The organism is Amycolatopsis melonis (genome assembly GCF_040064235.1).
Taxonomy (GTDB): Bacteria; Actinomycetota; Actinomycetes; order Mycobacteriales; family Pseudonocardiaceae; genus Amycolatopsis; species Amycolatopsis melonis.
The window spans coordinates 574,326-598,841 of record NZ_JBDZYD010000005.1 but is presented as its reverse complement, the minus strand read 5'-3'; the positions used below and the strand labels follow the sequence as shown (position 1 = coordinate 598,841).

Sequence of the window (24,516 nt, the reverse complement as noted above, 5' to 3'; positions counted from 1 at the left end):
CTGAGACGGGTAGTCGGTGGGGTGCCGGGAGATCGTTGCTGGCAGGCGTGGGTCTCCCCAGACTTCCGAGGGCCCGCCCGTGTGGCGGGCCCTCGGGCTATCCGGGTTCCGGACACCCCTTCTACGTATTCAGTTGGCGGCACGTCGTAGGTGCCGATTTAGCTCGCTTTCTTCAGGTTCCGGAGGGGCAGCGGCTGCTGCTGCGGCCTTTTCCGCTGGTCAGCCAGCCAGCCCGCGATGAGGTCGTTGACCACGTCCGTCATCGACCGTCCGATGTCGTCACAGGCAGTTTTGAACTGCTGCTTCGTCTGCGGCGTGACGGGCGCTTCGACGGAGTCGGTGCGCCCAAGGCGTGGTCTACCCATGCCGTAGTTCTATCGGAGATCGTGTCATTGCGACGCCCCGACACGCTGATCTCGCGGGAGTTTTTTCCGGAGAAAACTCCCGCGGCCAGTGCAACGGCGGAAACCAGTGCGCACGCGATCGGCAGCGTTTCTGCCCGTGTCGCTGCGGGTCCGATCGCGCCGAGCGCGCCGCCTGCGGCCATTCCTAAGTAGACGGCTGCGGAGTCGAGTGCGAGCGCCGGAGCGACCTGCGTGCGGGCGAGGTCGGCAACCTGGCGGGCGAGGGCCGGTTGCGTTGCCCAGAACGCGGTTCCGGCACAGAATGCCAGCACGGCGAACGTCGTGGCGCTGGGGCCTGCGAACGGCCAGACTGCGAAGGTGATGGCCTGTGCGGTGATCGAGGCGACGGCGGCGAGGCGTGGGGTGGCGCGGTCGGCGAGCTGGCCGCCGAGCTGGCTTCCGAGTACGGCTCCGGCCCCGTAGGCGGCAAGCGGGATAATCGCCTTAACAGGAATAGTCAGAACTGTCAAATAGGTCTGGACCGCGAAAGCTGCTGTGGCAGCAAGGAACTTCGCGGCCAGAGTGGCGCCGACGCCCGGCTGTGCGAGCGCGCGGATGCGGGCGCCGACGCCGCCTGCATCACGGGTGCCCGCGACGTCGCCGGGAAGCACCGCGAAGGTGATGCCGAGGGCGAGCAGCGCGAGGACGGCGAGTCCGGCGAACACCGGTTGCGGTCCGAGGTCGGCGGCGAGCGCGGCGGCGGCCAACGGGGCGAAGGCGAGGGCGAGGGTGAGGCCGCCGATCGTGACCGCCATCGCGCGGGCCCGCTGCGCGGGGGCGTTGAGTTCGGCGGCCTGGCCGAGCGCGGCGGTGACGGCGGTAGCGCTGCCGAGTCCGGCGGCGATCCGGGCGAGGACGAGCAGCGGGTAGCCGGGCGCGAGCGCGGCGGCGATGTTGCCGAGGATGGCCAGGGCGAGGCCGATGCTCAGGACGCGGCGGCGCGGCCAGCGGGCGGTGAGCACGCCGATCGCGAGGCCGCCGAGGCCGGAGGCGAGGCCGAATGCGGTGCCGAGCTGTCCGATGACGCCGACCGGGAGGTGGAGGTTGTCCTCCAGTGCGGGCAGCAGCCCGGCCAGGGTGTAGTTGGCCGCGCCGCACGCGATGGTGGCGGCGGCGAGGGCGTAGGTGGCCGGTGCGAGGTGGCGGTTCATGGCGTGATCCGGGTTGGCCGGGGGACGCGGGCGGCGTAGTGGGGGATCGTGTCCGGAGCGCGGTGGGCGATCAGCTGCCGGTGCACGGTCTCGGTGGTGAGCGCGACGGGGCGGCCGGCGCCGCTGAGGACGGCGTGGGAGACGAGCGCGGGGGCGTCGTCGGCCTGGCGCTGGTCGCTGGGCGGGCGGCTGAGCATGTAGGCGGCGCGGTGCAGCCCGTCGAGGACGTCGTCGACGGGCTGGCCGCCGTCGCGGAGGGCGCGACGGGCGCCGAGGTCGGCGCCGAGCAGTGCCTCGTGCACGTACTCGGTGATGGTGGCGACGGTGATGGTCGGCCCGGCGAGCGCGCCGAGCAGCCGGATCTCTCGCCGGAGCACGGTGGTGCCGGGAGGGAGATCGAGCAAGATCGCGGACGATTCGCTCAGCCGGTGGGGCACGGCTGGTGCGGGCTGGTTCCCGCGGAGCGGGAATCCTGCCCACCAGCGGACGGCGTCGAGGAAGCGCGGCGCCGTGCGGACGATGCGGGCGAGCCGGTCGAGGTCCGCGCCGAACTCCGTGGTCTGCTGGCCGGATGCGCCGTTCGTGTGTCCGGAAAGGATGTGTCCGTTGCTGTCGGCGGCGGCCGCGCTGGGGCGGTCGATTTCGAGGAGGATGGGTTCGGTCATGCCTGGTCTCCGAACAGGTTGGGTACAGGCCAGCGCGCCTGGCGTTGCAGGTTCTGGTCGGGCCCGTAGGCGAGGAACGTGCCGTCGGCGGTGTCGCAGCCGAACAGTTCGGTGAGCTGCCAGCGCCGAGCGCTGTTGACCCGGCCGACATGGAGGTGCTTGCCCCGCTCCTTCGCACGGACTTCGAGCCGTTGCGCGGCGCGGGACAGCTTCCACCCGGTGGTGCCGCCGATGAACAGAGCATCGATCTCCTGCCACGGCACCTCGTCGACAGTGAGACCATCCTGCGCCACCAGGGCGGCGGGGTAGCCGAGGTCGCGGATCACCGGCAGCCACGGGCGGGATCGTTCGAGCGACGCCGCGGCCATGTCGTCGCCGAGAGCGGGGTCGAACCGGTCGGGTGCCGCGGCAAACAGGCAGTGCTCCTGCCAGGGGGCCAGCTTTTCCAGCCACGCAAGCCATTTCTCGTCGCCGGGGTACCCCTTGGCGGAGAAGCAGCCGGTGTCGGCGGCCCACTCGACGCCGCGAAGCGGTGAACGTCCTTCGGCGGGGGTGCACATCTGACCGAGATCACCAGCGCGCATGGCGTCACGCACCCTCGGTGAGCTGGCGTTGGCCAGATACAGCACGGCGAGCGATTTCTCGGACGAGCAGGCAGAGCCCGGTGACCCACACCGCTTTCACCAGCAGCTGCCCGGCGACGACGTCGGCGGTGAGCGGGAATCCGGCGATGACCAGGAACAGGCAGGTGTCGACGAGCGCGCCGGCTGCGTTGGACGCGACGAGCGCTCGCCGGAACCCGCGGCGCTGTCGCAGCGGGGTGTAGACGGCGAGGTCAGCTGATTCTCCCACCGCGAATGCGGCCGCGGAGGCGAGCGCGATGCGGAGGTCTCCTCCGATCGCGGAGACGACGATGCCCGCGACAACGCCGCCCAGGACCCACCGGATACCGGCTGCGTCGTGGAGACGGTCACGGACGCTCAAGGCGAGGCCGCCGAAGTAGGTGCCCGCGGTGACCATGAGCCCGAACCCGGCGGGCGCGAACCCGAGGTAGGTGGTGGTGAGGTTGCCGATGACGATGCTGGCGACGTAGACGAGCAGGAGCGTCAGTTTCGTGGCGCGGCGGAGCGGGCGCGGCGATGGGTCTGCCGGTGATGCAGCCTGCATCACCGCGGCGGCCGGGTTCGTCCGCGCCGCGCCGAAGCGGGCCAAGGACTCGGCGGTCGGCTGGACGTCCGCGTTGAAGCCTCCCGTGGCGGCGTCTTCGGGGCGCGACACAGGCGAGTTCAGCCGTAGAGCCACGTCATCGACGTGTTCAGGCATGCTGCGGCGGTCCCGGCTCCCGCTGCGTGCAGCATCACCGCACCCCGGATCAGCAGCACGGCTTCCTCGGGGTTCGGTTGGCGTGCCAACAGATCCGTCAGCACTTCGTCGGCGTCGGTGTCCTCGTGCCCTGGCTCGATCACCAGGGGTAGTTCGGGGTCGTCGAGGTAGGTCCGCGGGGATCGGGGGTCGTCTTGGCCGGTCATCGACATCCTGTCGTGGTTCACGCCACCCGGCGGCGGGTGGCGTCGCGGCGGCGCGGCGCGGCCGCGGGCACGCTGGTCGGCGATTCGTCCGGGGTGAGGGGTGCCGCGGTCCTCCGGCGGGCGGCGCGTCCGCCTTGGCAGCGGGCCGCTGGCGGGGTTCCATGGTGCTCCTGGTGGCGGTCGGTCTCGGGTGGCCCGGGGCGGCCGGGCTCCGTGGTGACGGAGGGGCGACGTGCGGCCGCGGGGTGCGGCGGCGTTCCCGTTGGGGGGGGGGGGGTTACGGGGCAGTCGCGCTCACCGTGGTGGCGGAGCCCGGCTGCCGCGGGTGGTTGCGGCCTCCTTCCTGGTCGTCGGCTTGCCCCGTGGTGTGGGGCCGGGGTCGCCGTGGGCGGCCCGGTCGTAGCGGGTGGCGCCGGACGGCGGGCTGGGGTCGCGGGGTGATGCCGCCTGTATCGGCTGGCTTGCCGCGGGTCTGGTGGGTGGCGTGGGCGTTGCTGCGCGGCGGCTTCACGTCGCCTCCCGGAGGCTGGCGGTCTCGGCGGCGGGGGCTTCGGCGGTGGCCGAATGCGATGGCGCGTGCGTCAGCCCGGCGGGGCCGCCGGGCCGTCGCCGTCGCAGGGCGCGGTCGACGCGGTCGGTGCAGCGCCGCCGGTCGCGGCGGGCGTCGGTTGCGGCCTGCCACTGCCGGAAGGTTCGGCCGTCGAGGCGGTCGAGGAAGGGCTTGATGTTGTTGGCGGGGATGGCGACTGGTGCCGGGCCCAGGACGGCGAGCAGGTCGGATTCTTCCTGGGAGTGCCAGCCCGCGGCTTCGATGGCGGCGCGGGTGGGGAAGACGTCGGCGACGCGGTCGCGCTGGTCGTCGAGCAGCCGGTCGTCGCGGCCGCCGAAGCTGTAGACGAACAGGAAGTTCGGTGGCGGGTCTGGTTCGACCAGGCGCCGGAACCGCCGGATTTCCTTTGTGTAGCAGTAGAAGTTCGTGTTCGGCCTGCTGCGCATGATGCGCAGCCACGCGCGGGTGTAGGCGTCGGTGAAGAAGTCACCGGCGTCGTGGACCCGGACCCAGGCACCGGCGAAGCGGGGCGTGGCGAGTTCGGTGGTCATCGCGTGCTCCCATCCGGGTAGGTCCTCGAGGACGTAGGCGAGGTTGGCGAGGTGGCGCCGCCGGACGTTGGCGAAGCGGTAGGTTCCGGCCAGCGCGTAGCAGACCTGGGCGCAGATGCCCGCCGACGGGCAGGTGCGGACGGTGACGCTGTAGATCCGGGCGGACAGTGCGGGGAGTGTCCAGGTGTAGACGCCGGCGTCGGCGAGGCGGCGGTTGCCGCGGCTGAGCAGTTTCGTCGGCCGTGGTGTGGGCGGCGGCGCGGGCACGGGAACCCTTTCTGCGGTCGGGGTTTCCGGGTGTGGGGCGCCGCCCCGCCCACACCTCGGTGCCTCCGGATTGCGGTGCCGGTGATGCAGGCTGGATCACCGGCGGCACGGAGGCAGATGATCAGTAGATGCGCGTGCCGTCCGGCTGCACGCCGAGTTCGCGGTTGGCGGGGACGACGCTCGAGATGCGCGTGCCGTCCGGCTGCACGCCGAGTTCGCGGTTGGCGGGGACGACGCTCGAGATGCGCGTGCCGTTCGGCTGCACGGCGCCTTCGCGGGTGTCCGGGCTGATGGCGGCGGTGCCGATCTGGCCGTCCGGGGAGGCGGTGATGCCGTGGGAGTACGAGCCCGGTGCGTCGGCGGCCGCGGCGATGCCGACGGTGCCGAGCGCGGCGCCGGCGGCGAGGCCGCCGATGACGAGGGCGCGGGCGATGTTGGTGCTGTTCACGGGTTCTCCTTGGGTTGGGGGTCCGGTGGCCCGCTCCCGGGGAAGAGGGAGCGGGCCACCGGGCCGTGGGGGTGTCGAGCGGCCTGTGGGTCGCTCAGCCGGTCACCGGGTGGTGGCCGTCGCGGGGGACGGGCGGCGGCGCTGGCTTGTCCGGCGTCGAGCCGGGCCGGTGCGTGCCCGTCGGCGGCTGTTTGCTGGGCTTGCCGCCGGGCTGGTGGGTGGGCTGGCCGGTCGGCGGCTGCTGAGTCGGCTGGCCGGTCGGCGGCTGCTGGGTGGGTGGCGGGGCGCCGGTGCCGCATTTGACGACGGCGACGGTGATCGTCTCCACGGCGTGGCCGTCTGCACCGAGGATCTCCACCACCGCGGCGGCGCCGCCGCCACCCGGGCGGACCCGGAGCTTGCCGGTGTTCACCGCAGGGGGGCTGTTGTAGCTGACCTTGCCGTCCTTGCAGGTCGCGGAGGCGCGGCCGATGGACTTGCCTCCGACAACCAGCGAGGCGACGGTGGCCTCGGCGAATCCGGCTCCGGCGCGCACGGTGATCCCGCTCGCCTGGAACGTGCCAGCGGACCCGGCAGCCGAGCCGGACGCGGTCTTGACTGCGCCGTTGCTGGACACGACCGGCGTCGGGGCGACCTTGTCGACGCCGCTGGCGGAGATGCCGTAGGCGGTCGAGGTGGTGGCGGCCGCGTCGGCGGGCGCTGCGGTGGCGAGCACGAGCGCGGTGGTGCTGGCGACGAGGACGGTTCTGGTGGAGCGGGTGCGGTTGCGGACCACGTGGTCCCCCCTTGTATGGAGTGGCCCGGTCGGGCCTGGATGGGTGGTGATCACCGGATCAGCACCGGGGACCCGATGGGGACCTGCGTGCTGATCACCTGCAGTGCGTCCGGTGGGATCCGGATGCAGCCGTCGGAGCTGGGGCGGCCGAAGACATCCGCGGTGGGCCAGCCGTGCACGCCGACCGTGCCGGGGCCGCCGCCGTAGGTGGTGTAGGTGTCGCTGTGGGCGCCGGTCGCCAGCACGACCGGCGAGAAGGTCGGGTGGGTGTCGCGGATGGAGGCGAGGATGAACGTCCGGGTGGCCGGTGTCGGCGAGCCGGGCTTGCCGACACCGACCGTCCAGCGCCCGAACTGGTGGCCGTCGCGCAGCAGGGTGAGGGTGAAGGCGCCGCGGTCGACCTCGATCCGGAACGGGCTGTGCGCGGTCGTGGTGACGGCGGGGTCGAGGTAGATCCACCCGGCGCTGCCGTTGGGCCGGACCGGCAACAGGACCTCTGCCCAGCCGGGGCGGTCGGCGATGACGGGCAGCCAGGTGTCGCTGACCAGCTCGGTGGGCGGCAGCGCGGCGATGGCCGGGCCGCCGGGGGAGGCGTAGATCGGCACCACCGCGGCCGGGTGGACCAGCCGGCCGCCGGGGATCGCGCCGGGCTCGGGGTCGCGGGGCGCGGCGGTTACGGTGCTGAAGGTATCCGCGCGGGGCAGCTCGGCGAGCTGCTGGGCGGTGACCGGCTGCGGCGGCACGATCGGTGCGTCGTCGACGTCGACCCGGATGAGCGATCCACGCTGCATCACCGCGTCGGAGTTGGTGCCGCATCCGGCCCAGGTGGCGGCGGCGAGCAGGGCGAGGGCGACCAGTGCGGCGAGCGCCCATCGGGTGCCGCGGCCGCGGGGTGATTCGGCGGGCGGGCGGCGGTGGCGGCCGCGGGCCGGTGTCGCCGGGACGGTGTCGACGGCGGCGGATTCATCCTGGTGGTCGGCATCGTCGACGGCCGCGTGGTCCTGGTGCTCGGCGTCTTCGGGCACGGCGCGCGTGTTCCTTCCTGGTTCGCTGGTGGGCGGGGTGGCTGCTGCCCCCGGGCCGGCAGCCACCCCGCCGCGGTCACTGGCCGAGGGCGGCGACGAAGCCGGTGGCCGGGGTGCCGACGCCGGTCACCCGGTCCCAGCCGGGGCCGGACTGCAGCGTCTGCGGCTTGCTGTCGAGGTCCAGCAGGTACGAGCCGGGCGCCTGCGGGACGGTGACGTAGCCGAAGCTGGCCATGAACGGCGACCAGATCCCCGATTTGACCGGCTTGACGTCGGCGACCTGTGGCTTCCCGGCCATGGCGTAGAGGGCGCCGTTGAGGAAGCCGAGCCGGGCGCCGCCGTGGGCCTGCTGGGCGTCGGCGACCAGGCCGACGAGGATGGGGGCGGCCAGCGAGGTTCCGCCGCTGGAGTAGGTGACGTAGCCCTGTGCGGTGGTGAGGCCGATCGCGAGACCGGTGTAGGAGTCGGCGAGGGCGGAGATGTCGGGGACGGCGCGGTGGCCTCCGGCGATCGAGGACGGGACGACACCCTGCTGGTAGTCGGGCTGGTCGTAGAGCTTGCTGACGCCGCCACCGGCGCCTCCGGCGAATCGGCCGTCGGCGTCGGACTGCGGGGTCCAGGTGCTGCCGGTCTGGGTGTTGCCGCTGTTTTCCCAGCCGGTCTGGAACTTCACGCGGTTGTTCGCGTCGAGCGCGACCGAGGTGCCGCCGACGGCGGTCACCCACGGGTGGCTGGCGGGGTAGCTGGCTTCGGCGCGCCCGGCGGCGGCCGCGGCGGAGTTGTCGCCGGAGTCCCCGCTGGCGAAGAGGATGGCCTGGCCCTGGATGGCGGCCTGGACGGCGATGGCGCCCATCTGGTCGCGTTCGGCCTGGGAGACGGTGCTCTCGCCGGGGTAGAGCCAGCTGTTGTTGATCACGCTGACCTGGTTGTCGGCGACGGCCCGGTTGAGGGTGGTGAACAGGTCGAAGCAGGACTTTCCGGCGTAGTAGGTGATCCGCGCGGCCGGGGCGACCTCGTGGATGGCCTGGACGTCGAGGGCCTGCTCGCTGGCCCAGGAGTCGGGCCCGCAGCGGTCCTGGTCGGAGAAGCTGGCCGGGAGGACCGCGTTGTACTGGCCGGTGGTCAGGGCCGGGGCGCCGAACTGGGCGGCGGCGCGGTTGGTGTCGCTCACGATCGTGGGGAGGTTGTAGGCGCCGACGATGCCGACGTTCTGCCCGGCGCCGGTGTGGGCGCTGGTGAGGCCGTAGATCGCGCGCAGCTGCGGGCTGGTGTAGCCGCACAGGAAGTTGCTCTGCTGACCGGCGGCGTACTTCTGCGGGACGGCCGCGTTGTTGGCCTCGCCCCAGGATCGGGCGCAGCTGGTGGGGTCGCCGGCGGCCGGGGTGACGCTGGGCCGGGTGCCGTCCGGGCGGCGCGCCCCAGCGAGGGCTGGGCTGATGGTCTTGGCGGCATCGTCCAGGCCGAGCACCGCGGTGACGGTGCCGCGCATGGCGGCCGGGACGGACACGGCGGACTCCGGGGCGGTGAGCACGTGGGTGCGGCCGTCGCGGGTGGTGTGCCTGAACTTGCCCAGCGTGGTGCGGAACGCGGCCTGCAGCTGGCCGACCTCGCCGTCGGCCTCGACGAAGTGGCGGTTCCCGGCGACGCCGGTGACGCGCAGGCCCTGGCTGCGCAGCCACGCGGTGACCTGGTCGACGGTCTGCTCGCTCGGGGCGAACCGGGCGACGAAGTCGGCGTTGGTCAGGTGGCGGCCGTACTGCGGCGAGCCGGGGGTGGAGACCGCTTTGGCCAGGGCTTCGGCTCCGGCGGGGTCGCGCAGGGCGAGCGCGACCTGGATGTGGCGCTGCTGGCGGGGGTCGGCGTGGCCGACGCGGGCGGAGGGCGTGGCCCAGCTGGGGGCGGAGCCGTCGACCGCGGCGCGGCCGGGGGCGGTGCTGTCCTGGGCGTTCGCGGCCGGGGCGGACGCGATCCCCGAGAGTACCGCGCACCCGGCGATCAGCCCGGCCGCGCGGGAAGGTCGTAATGCCATGAATGGTCCCCGTCTTCGTTGTCTGTTTCCGACGCACCGAGCCGCTTTCACAGCGCTCTCGCATTCAGCGTGAAACCACAGGACGTTCGCGCCTGAATGCCGTGTATTCGTCGGCGCGAACCTGTGTCGCTGCTGCGAGTCCCCCTCGGTGTCGGTCAGCACGTTGCCGACCTGACCAGCGGTGATGCCCGCCGGACGTCATCACTGTGCATCACGAAAACGAGAACTGTCAACCATTTCAGGCGAGTTATTTTCAAGCCTTTCCGTCGCCTTTTTCGGGCGCGAGAAAGTGCCCTGATCCAGATGGTCAGATCAAGGCCAATGATGTTTTGTATTTGTTTTTGACTACCGCGCGGCGGGTTCGATGCGTTGTGCGACGAGGTTTCGCTGGGGACCGCATACGGTGGCGCCGACGCGGGCGACGTATCCGGCGATCCGGACGTGCTCCCTGGGCGGCGCGGTACCGGCGCGGACGGCGTCGAGGCGCTGCCTGGCGGCGGGACCGACGAGGCTGAAGGTCTGGCTGCCGATGCTGAGGTGGACGCATCCGGGATGCGGAGTGGTCCAGGTGACCTGGCCTTCGATGGTCAGGGCAGGCCCGTCGTCGCCGGGCGGTGGCAGCGGAACCGGTGATGCAGGCGGCATCGTCGTGGATGTCGGCGGCCGCGGCGGGTCGGGAGGGGAGTTCGAGCACCCGGCGAGCGCCGCGGTGACGGCGAGGCTGGCAAGGGCTCGGCTGGCTCGCGGCGATAGCCGAGGGGACGGTCTGGTGGAGCGGATCATGTTGTCCCCTTTGGGAAGGCTCGTCGCTGCACCGTCTGCTCGGGACGGTGCAGCGACGAGGGGGTGAGCGCCGCGGTGACCGCGTGCTCGGGTCTGGTTCCGGTGGGGGCCGGGTGATGCGGGCTGCATCAGCGGGCCTCGGCATGTGGGCGCAGCCGGTGAGGCCGGCGGGCGGCATGGATGGTGTCGGCGGCGAGGATCAGGGAGTTCGGGCAGCGCATCCGGGGCAGGATCGGCGCGAGGATCGTGCTCAGCTGGTCGAGGGTGAAGCCTCTCCCGAGCAGCCAGAACTCGTGTGGGCCGTCGGCTCGCCGGACGGCGTAGACCTCGGCGGTGCCGGGGAGGTAGCCGAGGGTCCAGGTGCCGGTCATGTATGTGGGGGGCAGGTCGCTGAGTTCGTCGTCGGGCTCGCGGCGCCAGTGCGCACCCCACTCCTCGATGCCGGAGAGCGCGGTACCGCCCCAGCCTTCCGGCCGGGCCCGGCGGCGGTCGAGGTCGGCCGCCAGGTATTCGTCGAGGATGACCTCGACGTGGGCCGGAGGTTCGGGGTCGCGCTGCCATCCGGCGGCGGTGTCACGGAGAAGTCCGTCGGCGGCAAGGTCGATGACGAATTCCCGGAGGATGTCGATCGTCACCATCACGTCGTCGAGTTGCTCGATGATGCGGGTGTGCCCGGCCATCACCTCGGCGAGGGTGCGGGCGCCGGGGGCGGCGGTCGCACCGCGGCCGGCGCGGGAGCGGGCGATCGCACGGGTGGCGGATTCGGCGTCGGCGCGCAGCCGTCGGGCGAGCGCGGCGAGCGTGGCATCCAGGCGCAGCAGGTCGGCGCCGACGTCGGCGGTCAAGGAGTCAGGGCCGTGGAGCAACAGGGCCTCGATCGGTTCGGGAACCGGTTCGCTCCGGCGGCCGATGCGGATCTCGAGCCGGTCGCGCCGGTGGATCCAGCTGTGCGGTGACACGACGTTCTCCCCCCAGGGTGATGTCCGTGCGCGGGCGATGCAAGGTGCAACGCCCGCTGTAGGGCGGGCCACCGGCCGGGGTGCTGCCATCTTGGGGTTGGCTACCCGGCCGGTGGCCGCCGGTGGGCCGCAGGGCGGCGCGGCCCGGCTGAGCCGTCGTCGGCTCCCTCCCACGGAGTCGGCGCCGGCAGGTTGGTGAGCTTGTGGGCGCGGCCGGGTTCGACACCGGCGCGCGCGCCCGCGATGATCGCCGAGAGCCCTTCCCAACGAATGCTGACTCTGGTTAACATCACAGCCGACGATAGACGAGTTTCGCGGCTTGTCAACCAAACTCAGCATTGCCGGGTGGGGTGCACCGGCCCGGCCGGTGCTCGACTTGGGGTCCGAGCAGGGAGGATGCGGTGGTGGACAGCGACTCAGCAGCCAAGCTCAAGGAGGGGCAGGCGTTGCCGACCCTCGCGGACCGGATCAACTACCTGTTCGACCGCATCCGCCGGGAGGACGGTTCTCCGTATTCGAACGTCGACGTGGCGAAGACCATCTCGGCCCAAAGCGGCAGGCCAACGGATCGCGCGCACATTTCGGCGCTGCGATCAGGGGACAAGGTGAACCCGACCCGGCGGGTCCTGCAGGGACTGGCAACCCACTTCCGCGTGCCGGCGTCGTTCTTCTTCGACGACGACAAAAGTACCGAGATCGCCGAGCAGATCGAGGTCGCCGTCGCACTGCGTGATCCGCGAACCCGTGACCTCGCGCTGCAGCTGCTGCGCACCACCGACCCGGCCGATGTAGCGCTGGTGGCTTCGATCGTCCGTGCGCTCGGGGAGCGCCCGGAACTTCGCGAGGCGCTGGAGTTGTTGCTGTCGCTGGAGGCTGCCGATGCGCGGCTGGCGGTCAGGGTGCTGCAGACCGTCCGGCAGGAGCGGATCGAGCCGAGCACCGCGGGCTGATCCAGCCTGCATCAGGCCGCCGAGCCGGAGCGACGTGATGACGGCGAGGTCGCGGTGCGCGGCACCGTACTCAACAACGTGGTTGACCTGCGCTGACGCCTCGACGCGGCGAGTTAGAGTGTTGATCAGGGGCCGTGGGGTGGCGTCGCCGCGGTAAATACGGGACCGGGGGAGCGCAGGGGATGCTCAGCAGTGACGAAAACAGGGAGCGGGCCGGTGGCGGGCCGCCGAGAGGGCCGGACGACGCCGAGAGGCCTCCGCTGCTGCGAGCAGAGCTGTCCACGTTCGTCGGCCGGGGGCAGGAACTACGACAGGTGCGCGACCTTCTGGCTTCACGACGGCTGGTGACGCTCAAGGGGCCCGCCGGTGTCGGCAAGACGCGCCTGTTGCGCCGCCTTGCCCGCGAGCTGCACGACGCCGGTGAGTACCGCGACGGCGTCGTGCTGGTCGAGCTGGACGAGGTCCGGCCGGGCAGTTCCGAACTGGAGACGGCCATCGCCGAGGCGCTGGACATTCCGGCGAACTCGCCGCGGCATGGGCAGCGCCGCTTGATCGCGCACCTGCGTACCAAACGGCTGCTGCTGATGCTGGACAACTGCGAGCATCTGCTGGACGACGACGACGGCGCGCTCCCGCAGCTGGTGCGCAACCTGTTGGAAGGCGCGCAGGATCTCCAGATCGTCACCACCAGCCAGGCCGAGCTGGGCGTGGAAGGGGAACGCTGGCTCGATGTGCCACCGCTGTCGGAGGACGAAGCGCTGCAGCTGCTGATCGACCGTGCGGAAGACGTCGAAATCATCATCCCGCCGGAGGACTTTCCCGCCGCGCGCAAGGTCGTCAACCAGGTCGACCGGCTGCCGCTGGCGATCGAACTGATCGCCCGGCGGCCCGCCACCGTTCCGCTGTCCAGTCTTCTCCGCCCGGACCTTCCGAACATCCTCACCGGCGGCACCTCCGCCAAGCCGCGGCACCGGACGCTGGCGGATACCTTCGCGTGGTCATACGGCCTGCTCGGCAAGCCCGAGAAGGAGCTGCTGAAGCGGCTGACGCTGTTCGCGGGCAGCTTCGAACTGGACGACGCCGCCGCGCTCAGCACCGACCTCGGCAACCAGGACAAAGTGGCCGAGCTGCTGAGCAAACTACGCGATCGCTCGATGGTGGTGGTGGAACAGTACCTCGACGGACGCCGGTTCCGGCTGTTGGAAACCATCCGCAGCCTCGGCTACGAGCAGCTGACCGAGCAGGAAGCCGACGAGCTACGCGAACGCCACGCCGACCACTACGAAGCGCTGACCATCCGGGCAACCAAGGAATGCTTCGGCCCGGATGAACCGGGCGTGCTCCAGCGCCTGGAAAGGGCGCTGCCGAACGCCCGCCTGGCGCAGAAGACCCTCCTGCGCCGTGACGAAACCGCGCTGCGCGGCCTGGCCCTGTTCAACAACCTCGCCCGCACCCGGCTGTTCTACTTCGCCGGTCGGCTGACCGAGGCGGACGAGATGATGCAAACCGCGCTGCGCTCGAATCCGGACACGCCCAGCCACACCCTCGTCAGCGCGCTCAGTTTCGCGGCAACCGTCGCCCTGTGCCAGGGGGACCAGAAACGTGCCGCGCAGCTGCTGGTGAAGGCCGAAGCGGCGGCGCGGCAGCTGGGGTGCTTCGACGACTTCGGACCGCTGCTCTACGCCCGCGCCACGCGGCTATGGCTCGCGGAACGAGATCTGGCCGAAGCCCGCACGTCGCTGCTGCTTTTCGAGCAGGCCGCCGCGTGGTTCAGCACCAACGACGCCCCTCTCGACGCGTGGATGGCAAGGCTGTTCGGTGTACTCGCTGCCGCGACGCTCGGCGACCGGGAGAGGGCCAGACGGGAGAGCGGGCCGCTGCTGGCTGACGCCGAAGCGGCCGGGGCGGCCTGGTCGATCTCCTGGGCCCGCTGGGCCTGCGCGCTTACCCTTTTCCTGTCCGACCGCAACCTCGGCGAGGCCTTGAAGCTGGCGCAGCAGGCCCTGGCCGCCCAGGATGACATGGGCGAGAAGTGGGGCCTTCATTGGTCGATCTTCCTGATCGCGCTGATCGCGCTGCGGCTGCGCCAGTTCGAGCGAGCTGCCCGGCTGCTCGCCGGCGTCGCCAAGCTGCAGGACGACAGCGAGATTAGCGCCCCGGGCCTGCTGCCGTTCTGGGAACTGCAGGTGCAAGCGGAGACCGCGGGGAGCCGGGAGCTGGAGGCGTGGCCGACCCAGTGGGAACTCGGGTCCGGCCTGAGCCGGGATCAGGTGGTCGAGCTGGCCAGCAAACCGATGACGGCTCCCGCGGTCGCCGCCAAGGCACAGCACCCAGGCGGGCTGACCCGACGCGAATACCAGGTGGCGCAGCTGCTGGCCAAGGGGCTGACCAACCGGGAGATCGCCGACGAGCTGGGCATTTCGCTGCGAACGGCCGAAACGCACGTCGATGCGGTCGCGGGCAAGCTTCACGTGCGGGGCGAAGGACGCCGGGGACGGGTCGTCAAGATCCGCGAGTGGTTCGAGGCTAACAAGCCGAGCTGACCCCGCGCCCGGCGGTGATACCGCCTGCATCACCGGCACTCCGGCCGCCGAGATGCGCGAAGAGATCCTCCCAGCCGTTCATGATGGGGCTGCAGCGACGGCGCAGCGGCCGGTCGGCCAGCTCGGCGTGGGGGAAGGCGCGGGCGAGCACGCCGAGCGCCACCTCCGCTTCCATGCGGCCGAGGGTGGCGCCGAGGCAGCGGTGGAGCCCGACGCCGAAGCCGAGGTGCTTGAGGTCTTCCCGTCGCGGGTCGAAGGTGCCGGCGTGTTCGTACCGACGCGGGTCGCGGTTGGCGCTCAGCAGGGAGATGAGCACGATCTCGCCGGGCAGCAGGGTGGTCCCGCCGTATTCGACGGGTTCCACCACGACCCGGTGGGTGGCCATGCGGACCGGGCAGTCGTAGCGCAGGGTCTCCTCGACGACGTTGGGGATGATCTCGGGGTGTTCGCGTACGAGCCGCCAGCGGGACCGGCGGTCCTGCAGCAGTACGCGCAGCGCGTTGCCGATGAGGTTTGCCGAGGTGTCGTGCCCGGCGTTGAGCAGCAGGAACAGCGTTCCGAGCAGTTCGTCTTCGGCGAGCTGGTCGCTCTGGTCGTCGGCGACGTGGATCAGGTCCGAGACCAGGTCATCACCTGGTCGGCGGCGTTTGTGCGCGATGAGGCGCGAGAAGTACTCGACGAGTTCGTCGGAGGCCTTCGGCGCCTCCTCGGGGTCGTTGACGTTCATCGCATCGACGAGCGGCCGAAGCGCGTCGCGGTCGTCGACGGGTACGCCGAGCAGTTCGCAGATCACCGCAAGCGGCAGCGGAACGGCGAAGCGGCTGATCAGGTCGACCGGTGCGTCATGGGGGAGGCCGGCCACCAGCGAGGCGGTCATCTCCTCGAAACGCGGTTTCAGGGCCGCGACCCGGCTGCTGGTGAAACCCGCCAGCAGGAGCCTGCGCAACCGGGTGTGGCGGGGCGGGTCGCTGAACAGCGCGTGCGGCAGCTCGAACATGCCGCTGGGACGCCGGTCGCCGTATCCGGCCTGCTTCAGCTGACGGCCGATCGCCTCGACCAGCGTCGCGCTGTCCTTGCTGAGGCGGACATCGTCGAGCGCACGGCGAGCCTCGGCGTAGCGGCTGATCACCCACACGGGCAGGCCGTCGGGGAGCGTCCCCTGGCTGATGGCAGCCCGTTCGCGTTCCCGGTCGCCGATCGCGAGCGGGTCCTCCCAGTAGTCGGAGGTGAAGAAGCCGTGTGTGCGGGTCAAGGTCTCTCCTGTACTGCGAGCTGACCCCCGCCGAGGCGGGAGGGGATGGGTGAGCCGGGATGTCGCGGCCGCCGCCCCCGGTTTCGGCGGCGGCCAGGCGCTGCGCCGTGGCGCCGCTGCCACAAGGCCGGGTGCGCGATGCCGCAATCCAGCATTGGCGATCACTCCTCCGATTTCCTCGTGGCTACTACTGAAATTGCAGAGCGATGACTACGTACAACATTTTGCGGACTACGTAGATCATTCCCGAATGGCTACGTAGAAGATTATCGAATGCGCACCGACCGGGCTTTTGCTCTTCCCGATTAATCGCGAAGAGTCTCCCCGCTTTCTGTCGGTCGACCAATCGGCTCGGTCAGGGACTGCAACTTGCAGAGTAGAGCATGCAAAACTGCTTTGCACCTGGTCAGCCCCATCGACAGGCTGCTTGGGCACGGAGCGCGCACGTACGTAGGCGATCCGGGTCACTACCGAGTGCTGATCGTTGGACCATTCGCGCCGGGGCGGACAAAAAGTGGACACTGATTGTGCCGCGGCGCGTTGACAGCTGCAGTTTTGCGCCTAAGGTGGCTACGTCGAAGAGATCACGAATTTGATGGCGACGCGAGTCAGGAATCGGGCGGGATTCAGGAACCACGACACGGCTTCCGCGGCATGAGCCGCCAACGGGGTGCCTGGTGCGGGCATCGGGCCCGGCCCGGGTGCCGCGGTGGCGTCTGCGACCGGGCGGGAGCGGGGGTTCGGCTGATGGCGCGTGCATCCGACGATCAAGGGGATGGGGATCGATGTCAACGCAACTCGCCGGCCAGTGCAGCCGGGGCGAGTACAGGCTCACGCCCTTCGCTGGGGTGCTGATCGAGCCGCTGCCCCCGGCTGCGCGGCGCGGGCGGGAAAAGCAGGTGATCAGCCAGGAGGACTTCGACACGCTCCGGCGGTTGATGCCCGATCTGGATCCGGAGCTGATCCGGGGGATCATGGGTGTCGAGGTGCTGGCGCCGGATGCGGAGTGAACGAGGCGCGCGACCGCGCTGTTCGGCACCCGTTCCCAAAGGTGCCTCTGCCGCGGCCACCACCCGGGGCGGGGCCCGTCATGATCTTGAAGATCCCGGCGACGGGCTGCGACACTGGCCGGCCGGGGCTTCAGCGTGCCAGTGCGGTGATGATTCCTGAGCAAGCCGGCGGCCTTGGCGCACGAGGTCGATACAGCTTCGCCTGTGGGGCCCCGTTGTACGGAATGCCGATGCCCTGGCTCGGGCCGACATCGACGGTCACCTGGCAGGAGGTGAAGCTCCCGTCGATGCCGGGTGCCGAGGATCCATTCACCGGCCGGGTAGGCCATCAGCCAGGCAGGCCGAGCCGTGCAGTGAGGGGCAGCAGGCACGCCCGAACACGGGCTGGTGTGGCAAGCAACGTCCAGCGGAGGCTGGGTCGAAGCCGGTCTCGCCGAGGTGGCGGGTGCGGCCTGCTCGGGGTGACCGCTGCAGGCGGCCGCCGCCAAGATGGCGAGGCAGCCGAGCGGCGGCACGGCGGATCTTCTCAACTATCGAGGTTTCTCCGTATCGGGTGTCCGGCCTGGCGACGTCCGCGCGGCCGTGTTGTTCGATGAACGTCCGGCGTTCCTGCGGGCCGCTCGGTGCAGAGTCCCTGTGCTGGCGGTGACGGTACTGCACGTTGGTGCCCCGGTGATGCAGGCTGGAGGGGCGGCGGGACGCTGCCGGGTCTTTCCGCCGGCTGGGTTGGCCCCGCCGCTCCCCAGGGGTCCTCACGCCGGGTTGAGCGGCGGGAGCGGCGGGAGTGGCGATTTTGCGTGTCAGGCTGTCGATTCAGCCGAACGTATCGGATCGGCGGCCCGTTCTGGTCCGATGGCTGACGCTTCCAGCAACTCCTTCTCTGCCACAGCTCGGAAGTGCTCCAAAATTGCCGCCGACGGCGGTTCCGGGCTCCCTCCCGTTTCCTGGCCCTGTGTCATTAATACACCAGATCTCCTTAGGCGTCGACGCGCCGTTTGACTGCTTAAGTTCCACAGAATTGACACTAAACCAGTAGAGAGTCCCGCGTTGATTGCCTCAATCATTCCGGGCGTCGCGAAGACTTGGCGCGCGTCAGCGTCACGCCATCTCGCCAGCTCCAACCTGGCGATGGTTCGGAATCGTGCGACTGTCTCGACCGGTGGCGGGAGCCGCCTCGTAGCGCTCCTCATTGATACGCCTGAGTTTTTCAGCCGTCGGTGTATTTTGTCGTGGTTCATCTTCCACAGTTCACCGATGTTGGCGCACGGACAGGCCAGGCGACGTATGCCTCGATCATGGCTGGCGTCGCGTAGGCCGTTTTGTCTGGCGTATAAATGTCTTCTCCTCTCGGTGCAGGCAGGCGATTTACTGTTATTTCCGCTTCTCGACTTCGTCCTCCCCCAGATCGCCGACGATTTCGTCTTCCTTTTTCGGTCCCATTTACCCTCCTTAATTATTGTCAAATAACGGCTTCACAGACGGTGCTGGTAGCGCTGGGTTCGGTCCGGCTGCTGAGGGAGAAGCGGCGCAGGACTGTCGAGTCGTACCGGCACCGCTGGGGAACCTGCACGGTTTCGACCAGATCGACCGCGGTGACGGTCAGGCTGGCGTGGCTGGGCCGCACGTGATGGCGCAGCTGGCGTTGCAGCTCGTCGCTGGAGCCGCGGCCGTCGGCGTAGCAGAGGGCCATGTGCGCTGGCCGGGAGTCGTAGGCGATCGCGTCTGGTCCGCAGATGCGGGCGATGACTCGTCGGGCGCGGTCGAGGAGGTGGTTGAAGCCATCGTCGTGGTGTGTGTCGGCAACGACGCCGCGGTGGTAGGCCAGTGGCGAGCCGATCAGCATCTCGAACGCGGGCACCGCGGCCAGCTCGGGCGCCAGCGCCTCGATGAGCCTGGCGCGGGTCGGCTGGTCGACGTCGCCGTGCCCGGGCCGGAACACGGCCTGGACCGTGAGGTGCAGGCTCTCGTCGGGTACCGGTTGGGTGGTAGCCGGGTGGGCGGCCATCACCGCGCGGCAGGCGGCGACCAGTTCGGCGAGGCCGGGGTTCCCGTCGAGGTCGGGGATGATCATCAGCTGGAGCTGGCGGTGGCCGGTGGGCCAGAGCCGATCCGGTTGGAAGCGCGGTTCCATCGTGGTGTCCTCAGGGCCAAGTGACGCGTGGGAGCGGGTTGTCAAAGCCGGGCGCGCAGGATGTGGGCGGCGGCCAGGTCGAGGCCGACGAGGAGCGCACCGCGGAGGTATCGCCGATCGTGGAACGCCTCGCCGAGCGCGGCGATGGCCCCGCCCAGGGCGACGGTCGGCGACGAAGGTGCTGACCAAGACGGTCGCGGTCCGCGCGGCACCGAGCGGCTGCAGGCGGCCGCGGCCAAGGCGAGGCCGCCCAGCGCGGCCTGGCGGATCTTGTCAACCATCGAGGCGCCGCCTCCGGATCGAGGCGTCCGGCCCGGCGACGTCCGCGGGCCCGCGTTGTTCGATGAGCTTCCGGTGTCCCTGAGTCCCCTTCGGGGCGAAGTCCCGATGCTGGAAGGCTGGCGGCTGCGGAGCGGCTAGCTCGTTCCTCGCCCTCGGTGATGCAGGCTGTATCGGCCGAGGAACGCGGCCGGGGTACTGGATCGTCCGGTCCGCTATCGGGGACTGCGCCTCTGGCATCTCCTCGCGAAGCGCGTCGCGGTGGAGGTACAGGCGCCCGACGAAGTAGCCGACGGCCTCTTCCGCGGCCGGGAAGGTCGCGACGTCCGTCCGCCTGCCGTCCTGCGTCCAGAACACCGCCCAGCCGTCGCCGTCGGGCACGAGGCACCACGCGCCGTCGGTGACGTCGCCGATGCGGTAGCGGTCGGGGCTGATCTGCATGTCGGTCGCGGCGCGCTCGGCGGCACGCAACGCATCCTCGCCGGGCACGGCAGGTTCAGGCCGGTGCGGGCGGCTGGTTCCTCGCTCCGGTGGCGCGAAGTCGTAGACGGCTCGGACCACCAGTTCTTCCCGCGGCACGCCCAGGGCGTCCGCGATTCGGGCGACATAGGGGAGGGTGAACGGGACGTCGCCGAGTTCGAGGTGTCCGATGATGCTTCGGTCGATGCCTGCCTTGGCGGCGGCGTCGAGCACGCTCATGCCGAGCCGTTTTCGCTGGGATCGCACCCAGCCGCCGGCGGAGGTCATGTCGGGTTCTTTCACCTCGGAGGTGCCTCCTCGTGGTGTTCGAAGTCGCGGAGCGCGCGCAGGGCGAGTTCGGCGCGCTCGGCGCCGAGGACGTCGGCGAGGTGCGCGACGCACTCGAGCGACTTGGTGAGGGTTCTGCCGGTCTCGATGCGGCCGAGGTGGCGTCTGCTCATGCCTGCCGCGGTTGCCAGTTCCTGCTGGGTGAGCCGGTGGGCCGTGCGCAGCTCGACGACGCGGTCGCCGAGCGACCGGTCGTCCGGCAGCGATCGCGGCAGGTCGTCCGGCCGGGGCCGGGGGTCGATCCTCGGGTCCCGGCAGGGGCGGCTGCGGGTGCCGGCCTCTTCGGCTGCTGGCGGCGGGCTGGGCCAGTGCGTTGCGGGCATGGTGCTGCTCCTGGGCATGTCCGGTGCGAAGTCGAGGATGATGCAGGCGGTATCAGGCGCCGAGGGATCTCCTCGTGCGATCACGCCGAGCCCTGCATGCGCAGGACGAGGAACTGGCTGGGCCGCCGGAGGTACCGGTCTCCGGGCGGCAGCTGCGCCTCGGGGGTCTGCGCGGGGACGACGGTGACCGTGGGGTGGACCGTGCGGTTGGCGCCCCAGGCACGGATCTGGTCGACGTACGCGGCGGCTTGCCGCATGGCGAACGCTCCGAATGCGCCCGCGCCGAGTTCGAATCGCCGGGTGCCGTCGGGCGCGGCCGGGATCTCCCGGCGGGTGAGGTAGGCGATGGTGCCGTGCTGGACGATCGCGGGGGTCCCGGCCGGGAAGGCCAGCGGCGGCACCCCGGTTACGTGGCCGTCCGTGGTGAGCCTGCAGGTTCCGGCCTCGGTCGCGGCGAGTCGGAGCCACAGCCGGTCGAGCGGTTCCCCGTCGTGGACGATCACCCCGGACCAGGCCGTGGAGGTGGTGCTGTAGGTCTCGGAGGAGTAGAGGTCGTAGCCGTGGACGAGCCTCCACTGGTCGTCGTCCCAGCCGAGGGTGATTCGCCCGCCGGGGCCGATGGGTTTGGTGCGCTGGCGGTCGTGGTCGGCGCCACGCAGCGGCGGGAGGGTGCAGGGGTGGCTGTCGCGTGCCTGCACGACGCCGCGGCGCTCCTGGAAGACGAAGCTGCGGCTGGTGCCGCGGAAACGCAGCGGCACGACGAGCCGGCCGCCGGGGGCCAGCTGGCGGATCCAGGCGTCGGGGATGTCGTAGGCGCTGGCGGTGACGATGATCCGGTCGTAGCGGCCGGGGGCGGCGTCGCTGACGCCGGCGGTGATGACCTCGACGCGGGCGTAGCCGAGGGCGAGGAGGGTGCGGCGGGCCTGGGCGGCGAGGTCGTGGTCGCGGTCGATGGTGACGACGCGGCGGGTGCCCGACAGCTCGGCCGCCAGCGCGGCGGTGTAGCCGGTGCCGGTGCCGATGTGCAGGACGGTGTTGCCGGGCTGGATGTCGAGCTGGTCGAGCATCATCGCGACGGTGATGGGCGCGATGCTGCTGCAGGGGCGGGCTCCGGCGGCAGGATCCAGCGTCGCGGCCAGGGTCTGCCGGTAGTCGTAGGCGTCGGCCAGCGCCACGCCGGGGAAGAAGCGGTGGCGGCGCACGGTGTTCAGCGCGTCCTGGACCGCGGGGGTTCGCGCGTGGCCGGCGGCGACGATGCCGCGGACCATCTCGGCGCGCAGGCGCTCGGGGCTCTGGTGGCTCATCGGGTTCCTCAAGGGTCAGTCGGTGCCCCCTCCGTGCGTGCCGTCGGGGTGGGTGGAACAGGCGGCCGCTGCTGTCCGGTTCGTGGTGGCCGCCGGGTTCGGGGGGGGGGCGCGTGGTGTCGGCGTCGCTGTGGGCCGCGGAGTTCGCAGCGACGCCGAGGGGCGTTGCGGTCGAGCGGTTGTCCGGGCGGGGTGCTGTGGAGCCGGGTGCCGCGGGTTCAGCGGCACCCGGTGTCCGGGCTGGATCATCAGAGGCGCTCTGTCAGAGCACGTGCGAGTTCCTCCTCGAATTTCTTGAATCGGTCGATCAATTTCTTCTTGCGCTCATCATCTGTGACTTCCCACAGCTTTTCCTCATCGCTTTCGAAGACCACGGTTTTGCCGTCGAGTGTGAATATGGAAAACGAGGTGCATTCTCCTGTGTACAACCCTGGAACTTTCAGAACTTTCGCGCGTCCCGATGCATGAACGCGCTGCGCCGCATTGAATGCAGCCTGCGTGATCTTGGCTGAGCCGATTTCTCGCGCGGGAACCGTGGCGTCGATGAGGAAGGTTATGGTCCGGCCAGGCCGGTAGAAGCCTTGCTGGCGTTTGATCCGGAAGCCGACTGCCCGCTCGATTTCAACGTCGCTGAACTCGCCGCGGTAACACTCCAGGACCGCCCTCAGATAGGCGAGAGGCTGCAGCGGAAGCGGGAACACGGAACCATGGAACGCTTGCACGGTTGTCGCGTGATGTTCGGCGGCGACGTAGTCGATGAGCGATCCTGGGAAGAATTCCCGGTACAGTTCCCACCAGGGTTCATCGGGCGGTTCGAGCGTGATGCTGTCATAAATCATCGCGGTTCCTTTCCTCGTATTCCGCTGTCCTGGTTGCGGTTGTTCCCAGGGCCTCGACGGCGCAGTGATGCAGGCGGCATCACGTTTTGCGCCACGCGCTGGCGCTGGTCGGGGTGGGGCGAGTCCAGCGGTGTTCACCGTCGGGCTGGTCGAGCCAGATGGTGTGCTCGGTGGGGGTGACGGTGAGCCCGAACCGGGCCCAGCCAGGTCGGCCCAGGTCCCGCCACCACCGGTGGGCCCGTTCGACGACAGCCCAGAGGCGCCGCGGTCCGCCCTCGATCACGTGGTGCTCGCCGTCGCGGGCGACCGTGTCGATCCGGGCCCACGAACCGTCCGGCGTGTCGAGGACGATGGCCGGGTGGCCTGGCGGGAATCCCTGCGGTCGTCGCTGGTGGCGGACCTCGTACATGCCGAGGTCCAGCGCGGCCAGGAACCAGGTGACGCGGGAGACCTCGGGGTCGTGGAGCCACGGCGTGTCCGGCGCGATGGTGCTCCAGCGGCTCCGGGGGCTGGATGTGTCGTGGTCAATCCACGCGGCGGTGTGCTGGCTGGACCGGCCTGGGCAGGGGCGGAGGGGGGCGAAGGCGGTGCCGGCCGGGTGGAAGCGTCCCTCGATCCGGTCGGGGGCCTGGCGCGCGAGCCGGACGAGGGTCGCGGCGCCGGGGCCGAGCCGCAGTTCGGCGACGACGATGCCGTGGGTGCCGAGCTGGCTCAGCCAGGACGGGGGGATCGAGGGCAGGGCGCAGGTGGCGACGATCCGGTCGACTGGGCCGTGCTCGGGCAGGCCATCCCAGGCGTGTCCGGCTTGGACGGTCGGGGTGTGGCCGATGGCCGCGAGCCGGGCGGCGGCGAGGTCGACCAGGGCCGGTTCGATGTCGAGGGACATCACGTCCTGGTCGCCGAGCCGACGGCACAGCAGGGCGGTGAGGTAGCCGCTGCCGGTGCCGACATGGAGAACGCGGTGGCCGGGGTGAACGTCGAGGGCCTGCAGCGTCCGGGCCGCGTGGCGTGGGCGGATGGCGGTGGACAGCACGGCGGCGGGCCGGACGCTGCGGTCGAGGAGGATGGCCAGCTCGGCATCCGAGTAGGCGGCGGCCAGGCTGGCCGGACGGCCACCCTGATCGCCGACGTGGGTCGACGTCCACCGGCCGGGTCGCAGCTGCTGGAAGAAGACGGGGACGAGTTCGTGGCGGGGGGTGCCGCGGATCGCGTCCAGCCAGGCCGGATCGGTCACGTCGCCGGTGCGTGCGAGGTCGTCGGCCAGGTCAGCGGCGCGGTCGCGCCAGTGCACCTCGGCGGTCGTCATCATGAACGGCTCCTCTTCGGTCTTGCCGCGGCGGTGAGGGATCAGGGGCAGCCGTGGGCGGCGAGGATGGTCCGGGTGAGGTCGTCGGCGGGGGTGACGCCTTCGCCGCCGAATTCGGCTCGCTCCCGGGACGGCCAGGAATGGCCGGTGCGCGTGAACCGCAAGGGCTCGCCCTCGGACCAGGGGTAGACGATCACCGAGTCGGCGGTGATCGTGACGAGCTGGAAAGCGTCCCCGCCGTAGTCGGTTCCGGCCAGGCAGCCGCCGCGGTAGGCGTCGAGGTCGGCGTGGTAGTCGCGGGTGAGCGGGTCGCTGGAGCCGATCCCGACGGACACCAGGCCGAGGAAAAGCAGAAGCGGCGCGCCGGTGAGCAGCACCAGGCGCCCTGGAACCGCTGCCCCCGGCCGGGACGCCAGCCACCAGCTCGCCGCCCAGCCGACAACCGCGGCCAGGACAACCGGGAGGCAGAACAGCGGGTAGGGGAGGTAGAAGCGTCCGCTCCAGGTCAGCGCGGAGACGCCGAAGGTGCAGCAGACCGACCACCAGGCGGCGATGGGGGAGCGTGCCGATTCCGGGATGCCGGGGCAACGGGAGCCCTGGCTCGGCGGGCGGGGCGTCATCCGCCACATCGCCGGG

Annotated in this window: 25 protein-coding genes; 3 read left to right on the top strand and 22 right to left on the bottom strand. The window is 70.8% G+C overall.

All coding sequences use genetic code 11. The features are described 5' to 3' along the window. Nucleotides 1–158 precede the first annotated feature (158 nt). The 13 genes from ABJI51_RS43575 to ABJI51_RS16810 all read right to left on the bottom strand — a co-directional run bounded on the left by ABJI51_RS43575 (nucleotide 159) and on the right by ABJI51_RS16810 (nucleotide 11,136). A complete protein-coding gene (locus tag ABJI51_RS43575) occupies nucleotides 159–275 on the bottom strand; it encodes a hypothetical protein (protein ID WP_431605622.1) in 117 nt (38 codons plus the stop codon). Continuing rightward, entirely contained in the window at nucleotides 260–1,555 is a 1,296-nt protein-coding gene (locus ABJI51_RS16865) for an MFS transporter (protein WP_348951834.1), read from the bottom strand. Before ABJI51_RS16865 ends, ABJI51_RS43575 begins: the two co-directional genes overlap by 16 nt. Then, nucleotides 1,552–2,220 (bottom strand): hypothetical protein, encoded by a 669-nt coding sequence (locus ABJI51_RS16860; RefSeq protein ID WP_348951832.1) that lies wholly within the window; start codon nucleotides 2,218–2,220, stop codon nucleotides 1,552–1,554. Before ABJI51_RS16860 ends, ABJI51_RS16865 begins: the two co-directional genes overlap by 4 nt. Continuing rightward, complete coding sequence (locus tag ABJI51_RS16855; RefSeq protein ID WP_348951830.1) at nucleotides 2,217–2,849, bottom strand: hypothetical protein; 633 nt, start codon at nucleotides 2,847–2,849, stop codon at nucleotides 2,217–2,219. The genes ABJI51_RS16860 and ABJI51_RS16855 overlap by 4 nt, the downstream gene beginning before the upstream one ends. After that, entirely contained in the window at nucleotides 2,809–3,498 is a 690-nt protein-coding gene (locus ABJI51_RS16850) for a VUT family protein (protein WP_348951828.1), read from the bottom strand. Before ABJI51_RS16850 ends, ABJI51_RS16855 begins: the two co-directional genes overlap by 41 nt. Nucleotides 3,499–3,506: 8 nt before the next feature. Continuing rightward, nucleotides 3,507–3,749: a hypothetical protein gene (locus ABJI51_RS16845; protein WP_348951826.1), complete on the bottom strand. Its 243-nt coding sequence runs from the start codon at nucleotides 3,747–3,749 to the stop codon at nucleotides 3,507–3,509. 507 nt (nucleotides 3,750–4,256) lie between these two features. Further along, entirely contained in the window at nucleotides 4,257–5,117 is an 861-nt protein-coding gene (locus tag ABJI51_RS16840; protein WP_348951825.1) for a GP88 family protein, read from the bottom strand. 121 nt (nucleotides 5,118–5,238) lie between these two features. After that, nucleotides 5,239–5,565 (bottom strand): hypothetical protein, encoded by a 327-nt coding sequence (locus ABJI51_RS16835; protein ID WP_348951823.1) that lies wholly within the window; start codon nucleotides 5,563–5,565, stop codon nucleotides 5,239–5,241. Nucleotides 5,566–5,659: 94 nt separating this feature from the next. After that, nucleotides 5,660–6,340 (bottom strand): hypothetical protein, encoded by a 681-nt coding sequence (locus ABJI51_RS16830; protein WP_348951821.1) that lies wholly within the window; start codon nucleotides 6,338–6,340, stop codon nucleotides 5,660–5,662. 50 nt (nucleotides 6,341–6,390) lie between these two features. Continuing rightward, entirely contained in the window at nucleotides 6,391–7,365 is a 975-nt protein-coding gene (locus ABJI51_RS16825; RefSeq protein ID WP_348951819.1) for a L,D-transpeptidase, read from the bottom strand. A 76-nt stretch (nucleotides 7,366–7,441) separates the two neighbouring features. Next, on the bottom strand, nucleotides 7,442–9,394 hold the full coding sequence (locus ABJI51_RS16820; protein ID WP_348951817.1) for a S53 family peptidase: 1,953 nt from the start codon (nucleotides 9,392–9,394) through the stop codon (nucleotides 7,442–7,444). A gap of 345 nt (nucleotides 9,395–9,739) precedes the next feature. Next, complete coding sequence (locus tag ABJI51_RS16815; RefSeq protein ID WP_348951815.1) at nucleotides 9,740–10,039, bottom strand: hypothetical protein; 300 nt, start codon at nucleotides 10,037–10,039, stop codon at nucleotides 9,740–9,742. A gap of 266 nt (nucleotides 10,040–10,305) precedes the next feature. Beyond that, complete coding sequence (locus ABJI51_RS16810; protein WP_348951813.1) at nucleotides 10,306–11,136, bottom strand: hypothetical protein; 831 nt, start codon at nucleotides 11,134–11,136, stop codon at nucleotides 10,306–10,308. A 401-nt stretch (nucleotides 11,137–11,537) separates the two neighbouring features. Between ABJI51_RS16810 and ABJI51_RS16805 the strand changes: the two genes are divergently transcribed. Both ABJI51_RS16805 and ABJI51_RS16800 read left to right on the top strand, forming a co-directional pair. After that, nucleotides 11,538–12,086, top strand: coding sequence for an XRE family transcriptional regulator (locus tag ABJI51_RS16805; protein ID WP_348951811.1), 549 nt, complete (start codon nucleotides 11,538–11,540; stop codon nucleotides 12,084–12,086). Between the two features lie 182 nt (nucleotides 12,087–12,268). Next, entirely contained in the window at nucleotides 12,269–14,629 is a 2,361-nt protein-coding gene (locus ABJI51_RS16800; RefSeq protein ID WP_348951809.1) for an ATP-binding protein, read from the top strand. Here the strand turns inward: ABJI51_RS16800 and ABJI51_RS16795 are convergent. Continuing rightward, nucleotides 14,613–15,881: a cytochrome P450 gene (locus tag ABJI51_RS16795; RefSeq protein ID WP_348951807.1), complete on the bottom strand. Its 1,269-nt coding sequence runs from the start codon at nucleotides 15,879–15,881 to the stop codon at nucleotides 14,613–14,615. The genes ABJI51_RS16800 and ABJI51_RS16795 overlap by 17 nt on opposite strands. 785 nt (nucleotides 15,882–16,666) lie before the next feature. Between ABJI51_RS16795 and ABJI51_RS16790 the strand changes: the two genes are divergently transcribed. Beyond that, nucleotides 16,667–16,891 carry a hypothetical protein gene (locus ABJI51_RS16790; protein ID WP_348951805.1) on the top strand — a complete coding sequence of 75 codons (225 nt, stop codon included), beginning with the start codon at nucleotides 16,667–16,669 and terminating at the stop codon, nucleotides 16,889–16,891. A 1,459-nt stretch (nucleotides 16,892–18,350) separates the two neighbouring features. Here ABJI51_RS16790 and ABJI51_RS16785 read toward each other — a convergent pair. From ABJI51_RS16785 to ABJI51_RS16750, 8 genes are all read right to left on the bottom strand, one after another. Beyond that, on the bottom strand, nucleotides 18,351–19,022 hold the full coding sequence (locus ABJI51_RS16785; protein WP_348951803.1) for a 2'-5' RNA ligase family protein: 672 nt from the start codon (nucleotides 19,020–19,022) through the stop codon (nucleotides 18,351–18,353). A gap of 41 nt (nucleotides 19,023–19,063) precedes the next feature. After that, a complete protein-coding gene (locus tag ABJI51_RS16780) occupies nucleotides 19,064–19,303 on the bottom strand; it encodes a hypothetical protein (protein WP_348951801.1) in 240 nt (79 codons plus the stop codon). Next, nucleotides 19,296–20,048 (bottom strand): helix-turn-helix domain-containing protein, encoded by a 753-nt coding sequence (locus ABJI51_RS16775; RefSeq protein WP_348951800.1) that lies wholly within the window; start codon nucleotides 20,046–20,048, stop codon nucleotides 19,296–19,298. The genes ABJI51_RS16780 and ABJI51_RS16775 overlap by 8 nt, the downstream gene beginning before the upstream one ends. 11 nt (nucleotides 20,049–20,059) lie before the next feature. Further along, nucleotides 20,060–20,431, bottom strand: a complete 372-nt coding sequence (locus tag ABJI51_RS16770; protein WP_348951798.1) for a helix-turn-helix domain-containing protein — start codon at nucleotides 20,429–20,431, stop codon at nucleotides 20,060–20,062. An 80-nt stretch (nucleotides 20,432–20,511) separates the two neighbouring features. Then, the gene (locus tag ABJI51_RS16765) at nucleotides 20,512–21,735 is read right to left on the bottom strand and encodes a methyltransferase domain-containing protein (RefSeq protein WP_348951796.1); all 1,224 of its coding nucleotides are present in this window, start codon (nucleotides 21,733–21,735) and stop codon (nucleotides 20,512–20,514) included. A 248-nt stretch (nucleotides 21,736–21,983) separates the two neighbouring features. Beyond that, nucleotides 21,984–22,574, bottom strand: a complete 591-nt coding sequence (locus ABJI51_RS16760; RefSeq protein ID WP_348951794.1) for a Scr1 family TA system antitoxin-like transcriptional regulator — start codon at nucleotides 22,572–22,574, stop codon at nucleotides 21,984–21,986. Between the two features lie 79 nt (nucleotides 22,575–22,653). Further along, nucleotides 22,654–23,883, bottom strand: a complete 1,230-nt coding sequence (locus ABJI51_RS16755; RefSeq protein ID WP_348951792.1) for a methyltransferase domain-containing protein — start codon at nucleotides 23,881–23,883, stop codon at nucleotides 22,654–22,656. Between the two features lie 38 nt (nucleotides 23,884–23,921). After that, a complete protein-coding gene (locus tag ABJI51_RS16750; RefSeq protein ID WP_348951790.1) occupies nucleotides 23,922–24,500 on the bottom strand; it encodes a hypothetical protein in 579 nt (192 codons plus the stop codon). Nucleotides 24,501–24,516 lie beyond the last annotated feature (16 nt).

Excerpts from the sequence above, each read along its gene's own strand:
- ABJI51_RS16865 (WP_348951834.1), bottom strand. The coding sequence starts at position 1,555 with ATGAACCGCCACCTCGCACCGGCCACCTACGCCCTCGCCGCCGCCACC.
- ABJI51_RS16860 (WP_348951832.1), bottom strand. The coding sequence starts at position 2,220 with ATGACCGAACCCATCCTCCTCGAAATCGACCGCCCCAGCGCGGCCGCC.
- ABJI51_RS16845 (WP_348951826.1), bottom strand. The coding sequence starts at position 3,749 with ATGACCGGCCAAGACGACCCCCGATCCCCGCGGACCTACCTCGACGAC.
- ABJI51_RS16820 (WP_348951817.1), bottom strand. The coding sequence starts at position 9,394 with ATGGCATTACGACCTTCCCGCGCGGCCGGGCTGATCGCCGGGTGCGCG.
- ABJI51_RS16815 (WP_348951815.1), bottom strand. The coding sequence starts at position 10,039 with ATGCCGCCTGCATCACCGGTTCCGCTGCCACCGCCCGGCGACGACGGG.
- ABJI51_RS16800 (WP_348951809.1), top strand. The coding sequence starts at position 12,269 with ATGCTCAGCAGTGACGAAAACAGGGAGCGGGCCGGTGGCGGGCCGCCG.
- ABJI51_RS16790 (WP_348951805.1), top strand. The coding sequence starts at position 16,667 with ATGTCAACGCAACTCGCCGGCCAGTGCAGCCGGGGCGAGTACAGGCTC.
- ABJI51_RS16785 (WP_348951803.1), bottom strand. The coding sequence starts at position 19,022 with ATGGAACCGCGCTTCCAACCGGATCGGCTCTGGCCCACCGGCCACCGC.
- ABJI51_RS16780 (WP_348951801.1), bottom strand. The coding sequence starts at position 19,303 with ATGGTTGACAAGATCCGCCAGGCCGCGCTGGGCGGCCTCGCCTTGGCC.
- ABJI51_RS16775 (WP_348951800.1), bottom strand. The coding sequence starts at position 20,048 with ATGACCTCCGCCGGCGGCTGGGTGCGATCCCAGCGAAAACGGCTCGGC.
- ABJI51_RS16770 (WP_348951798.1), bottom strand. The coding sequence starts at position 20,431 with ATGCCCGCAACGCACTGGCCCAGCCCGCCGCCAGCAGCCGAAGAGGCC.
- ABJI51_RS16765 (WP_348951796.1), bottom strand. The coding sequence starts at position 21,735 with ATGAGCCACCAGAGCCCCGAGCGCCTGCGCGCCGAGATGGTCCGCGGC.
- ABJI51_RS16760 (WP_348951794.1), bottom strand. The coding sequence starts at position 22,574 with ATGATTTATGACAGCATCACGCTCGAACCGCCCGATGAACCCTGGTGG.
- ABJI51_RS16755 (WP_348951792.1), bottom strand. The coding sequence starts at position 23,883 with ATGATGACGACCGCCGAGGTGCACTGGCGCGACCGCGCCGCTGACCTG.
- ABJI51_RS16750 (WP_348951790.1), bottom strand. The coding sequence starts at position 24,500 with ATGACGCCCCGCCCGCCGAGCCAGGGCTCCCGTTGCCCCGGCATCCCG.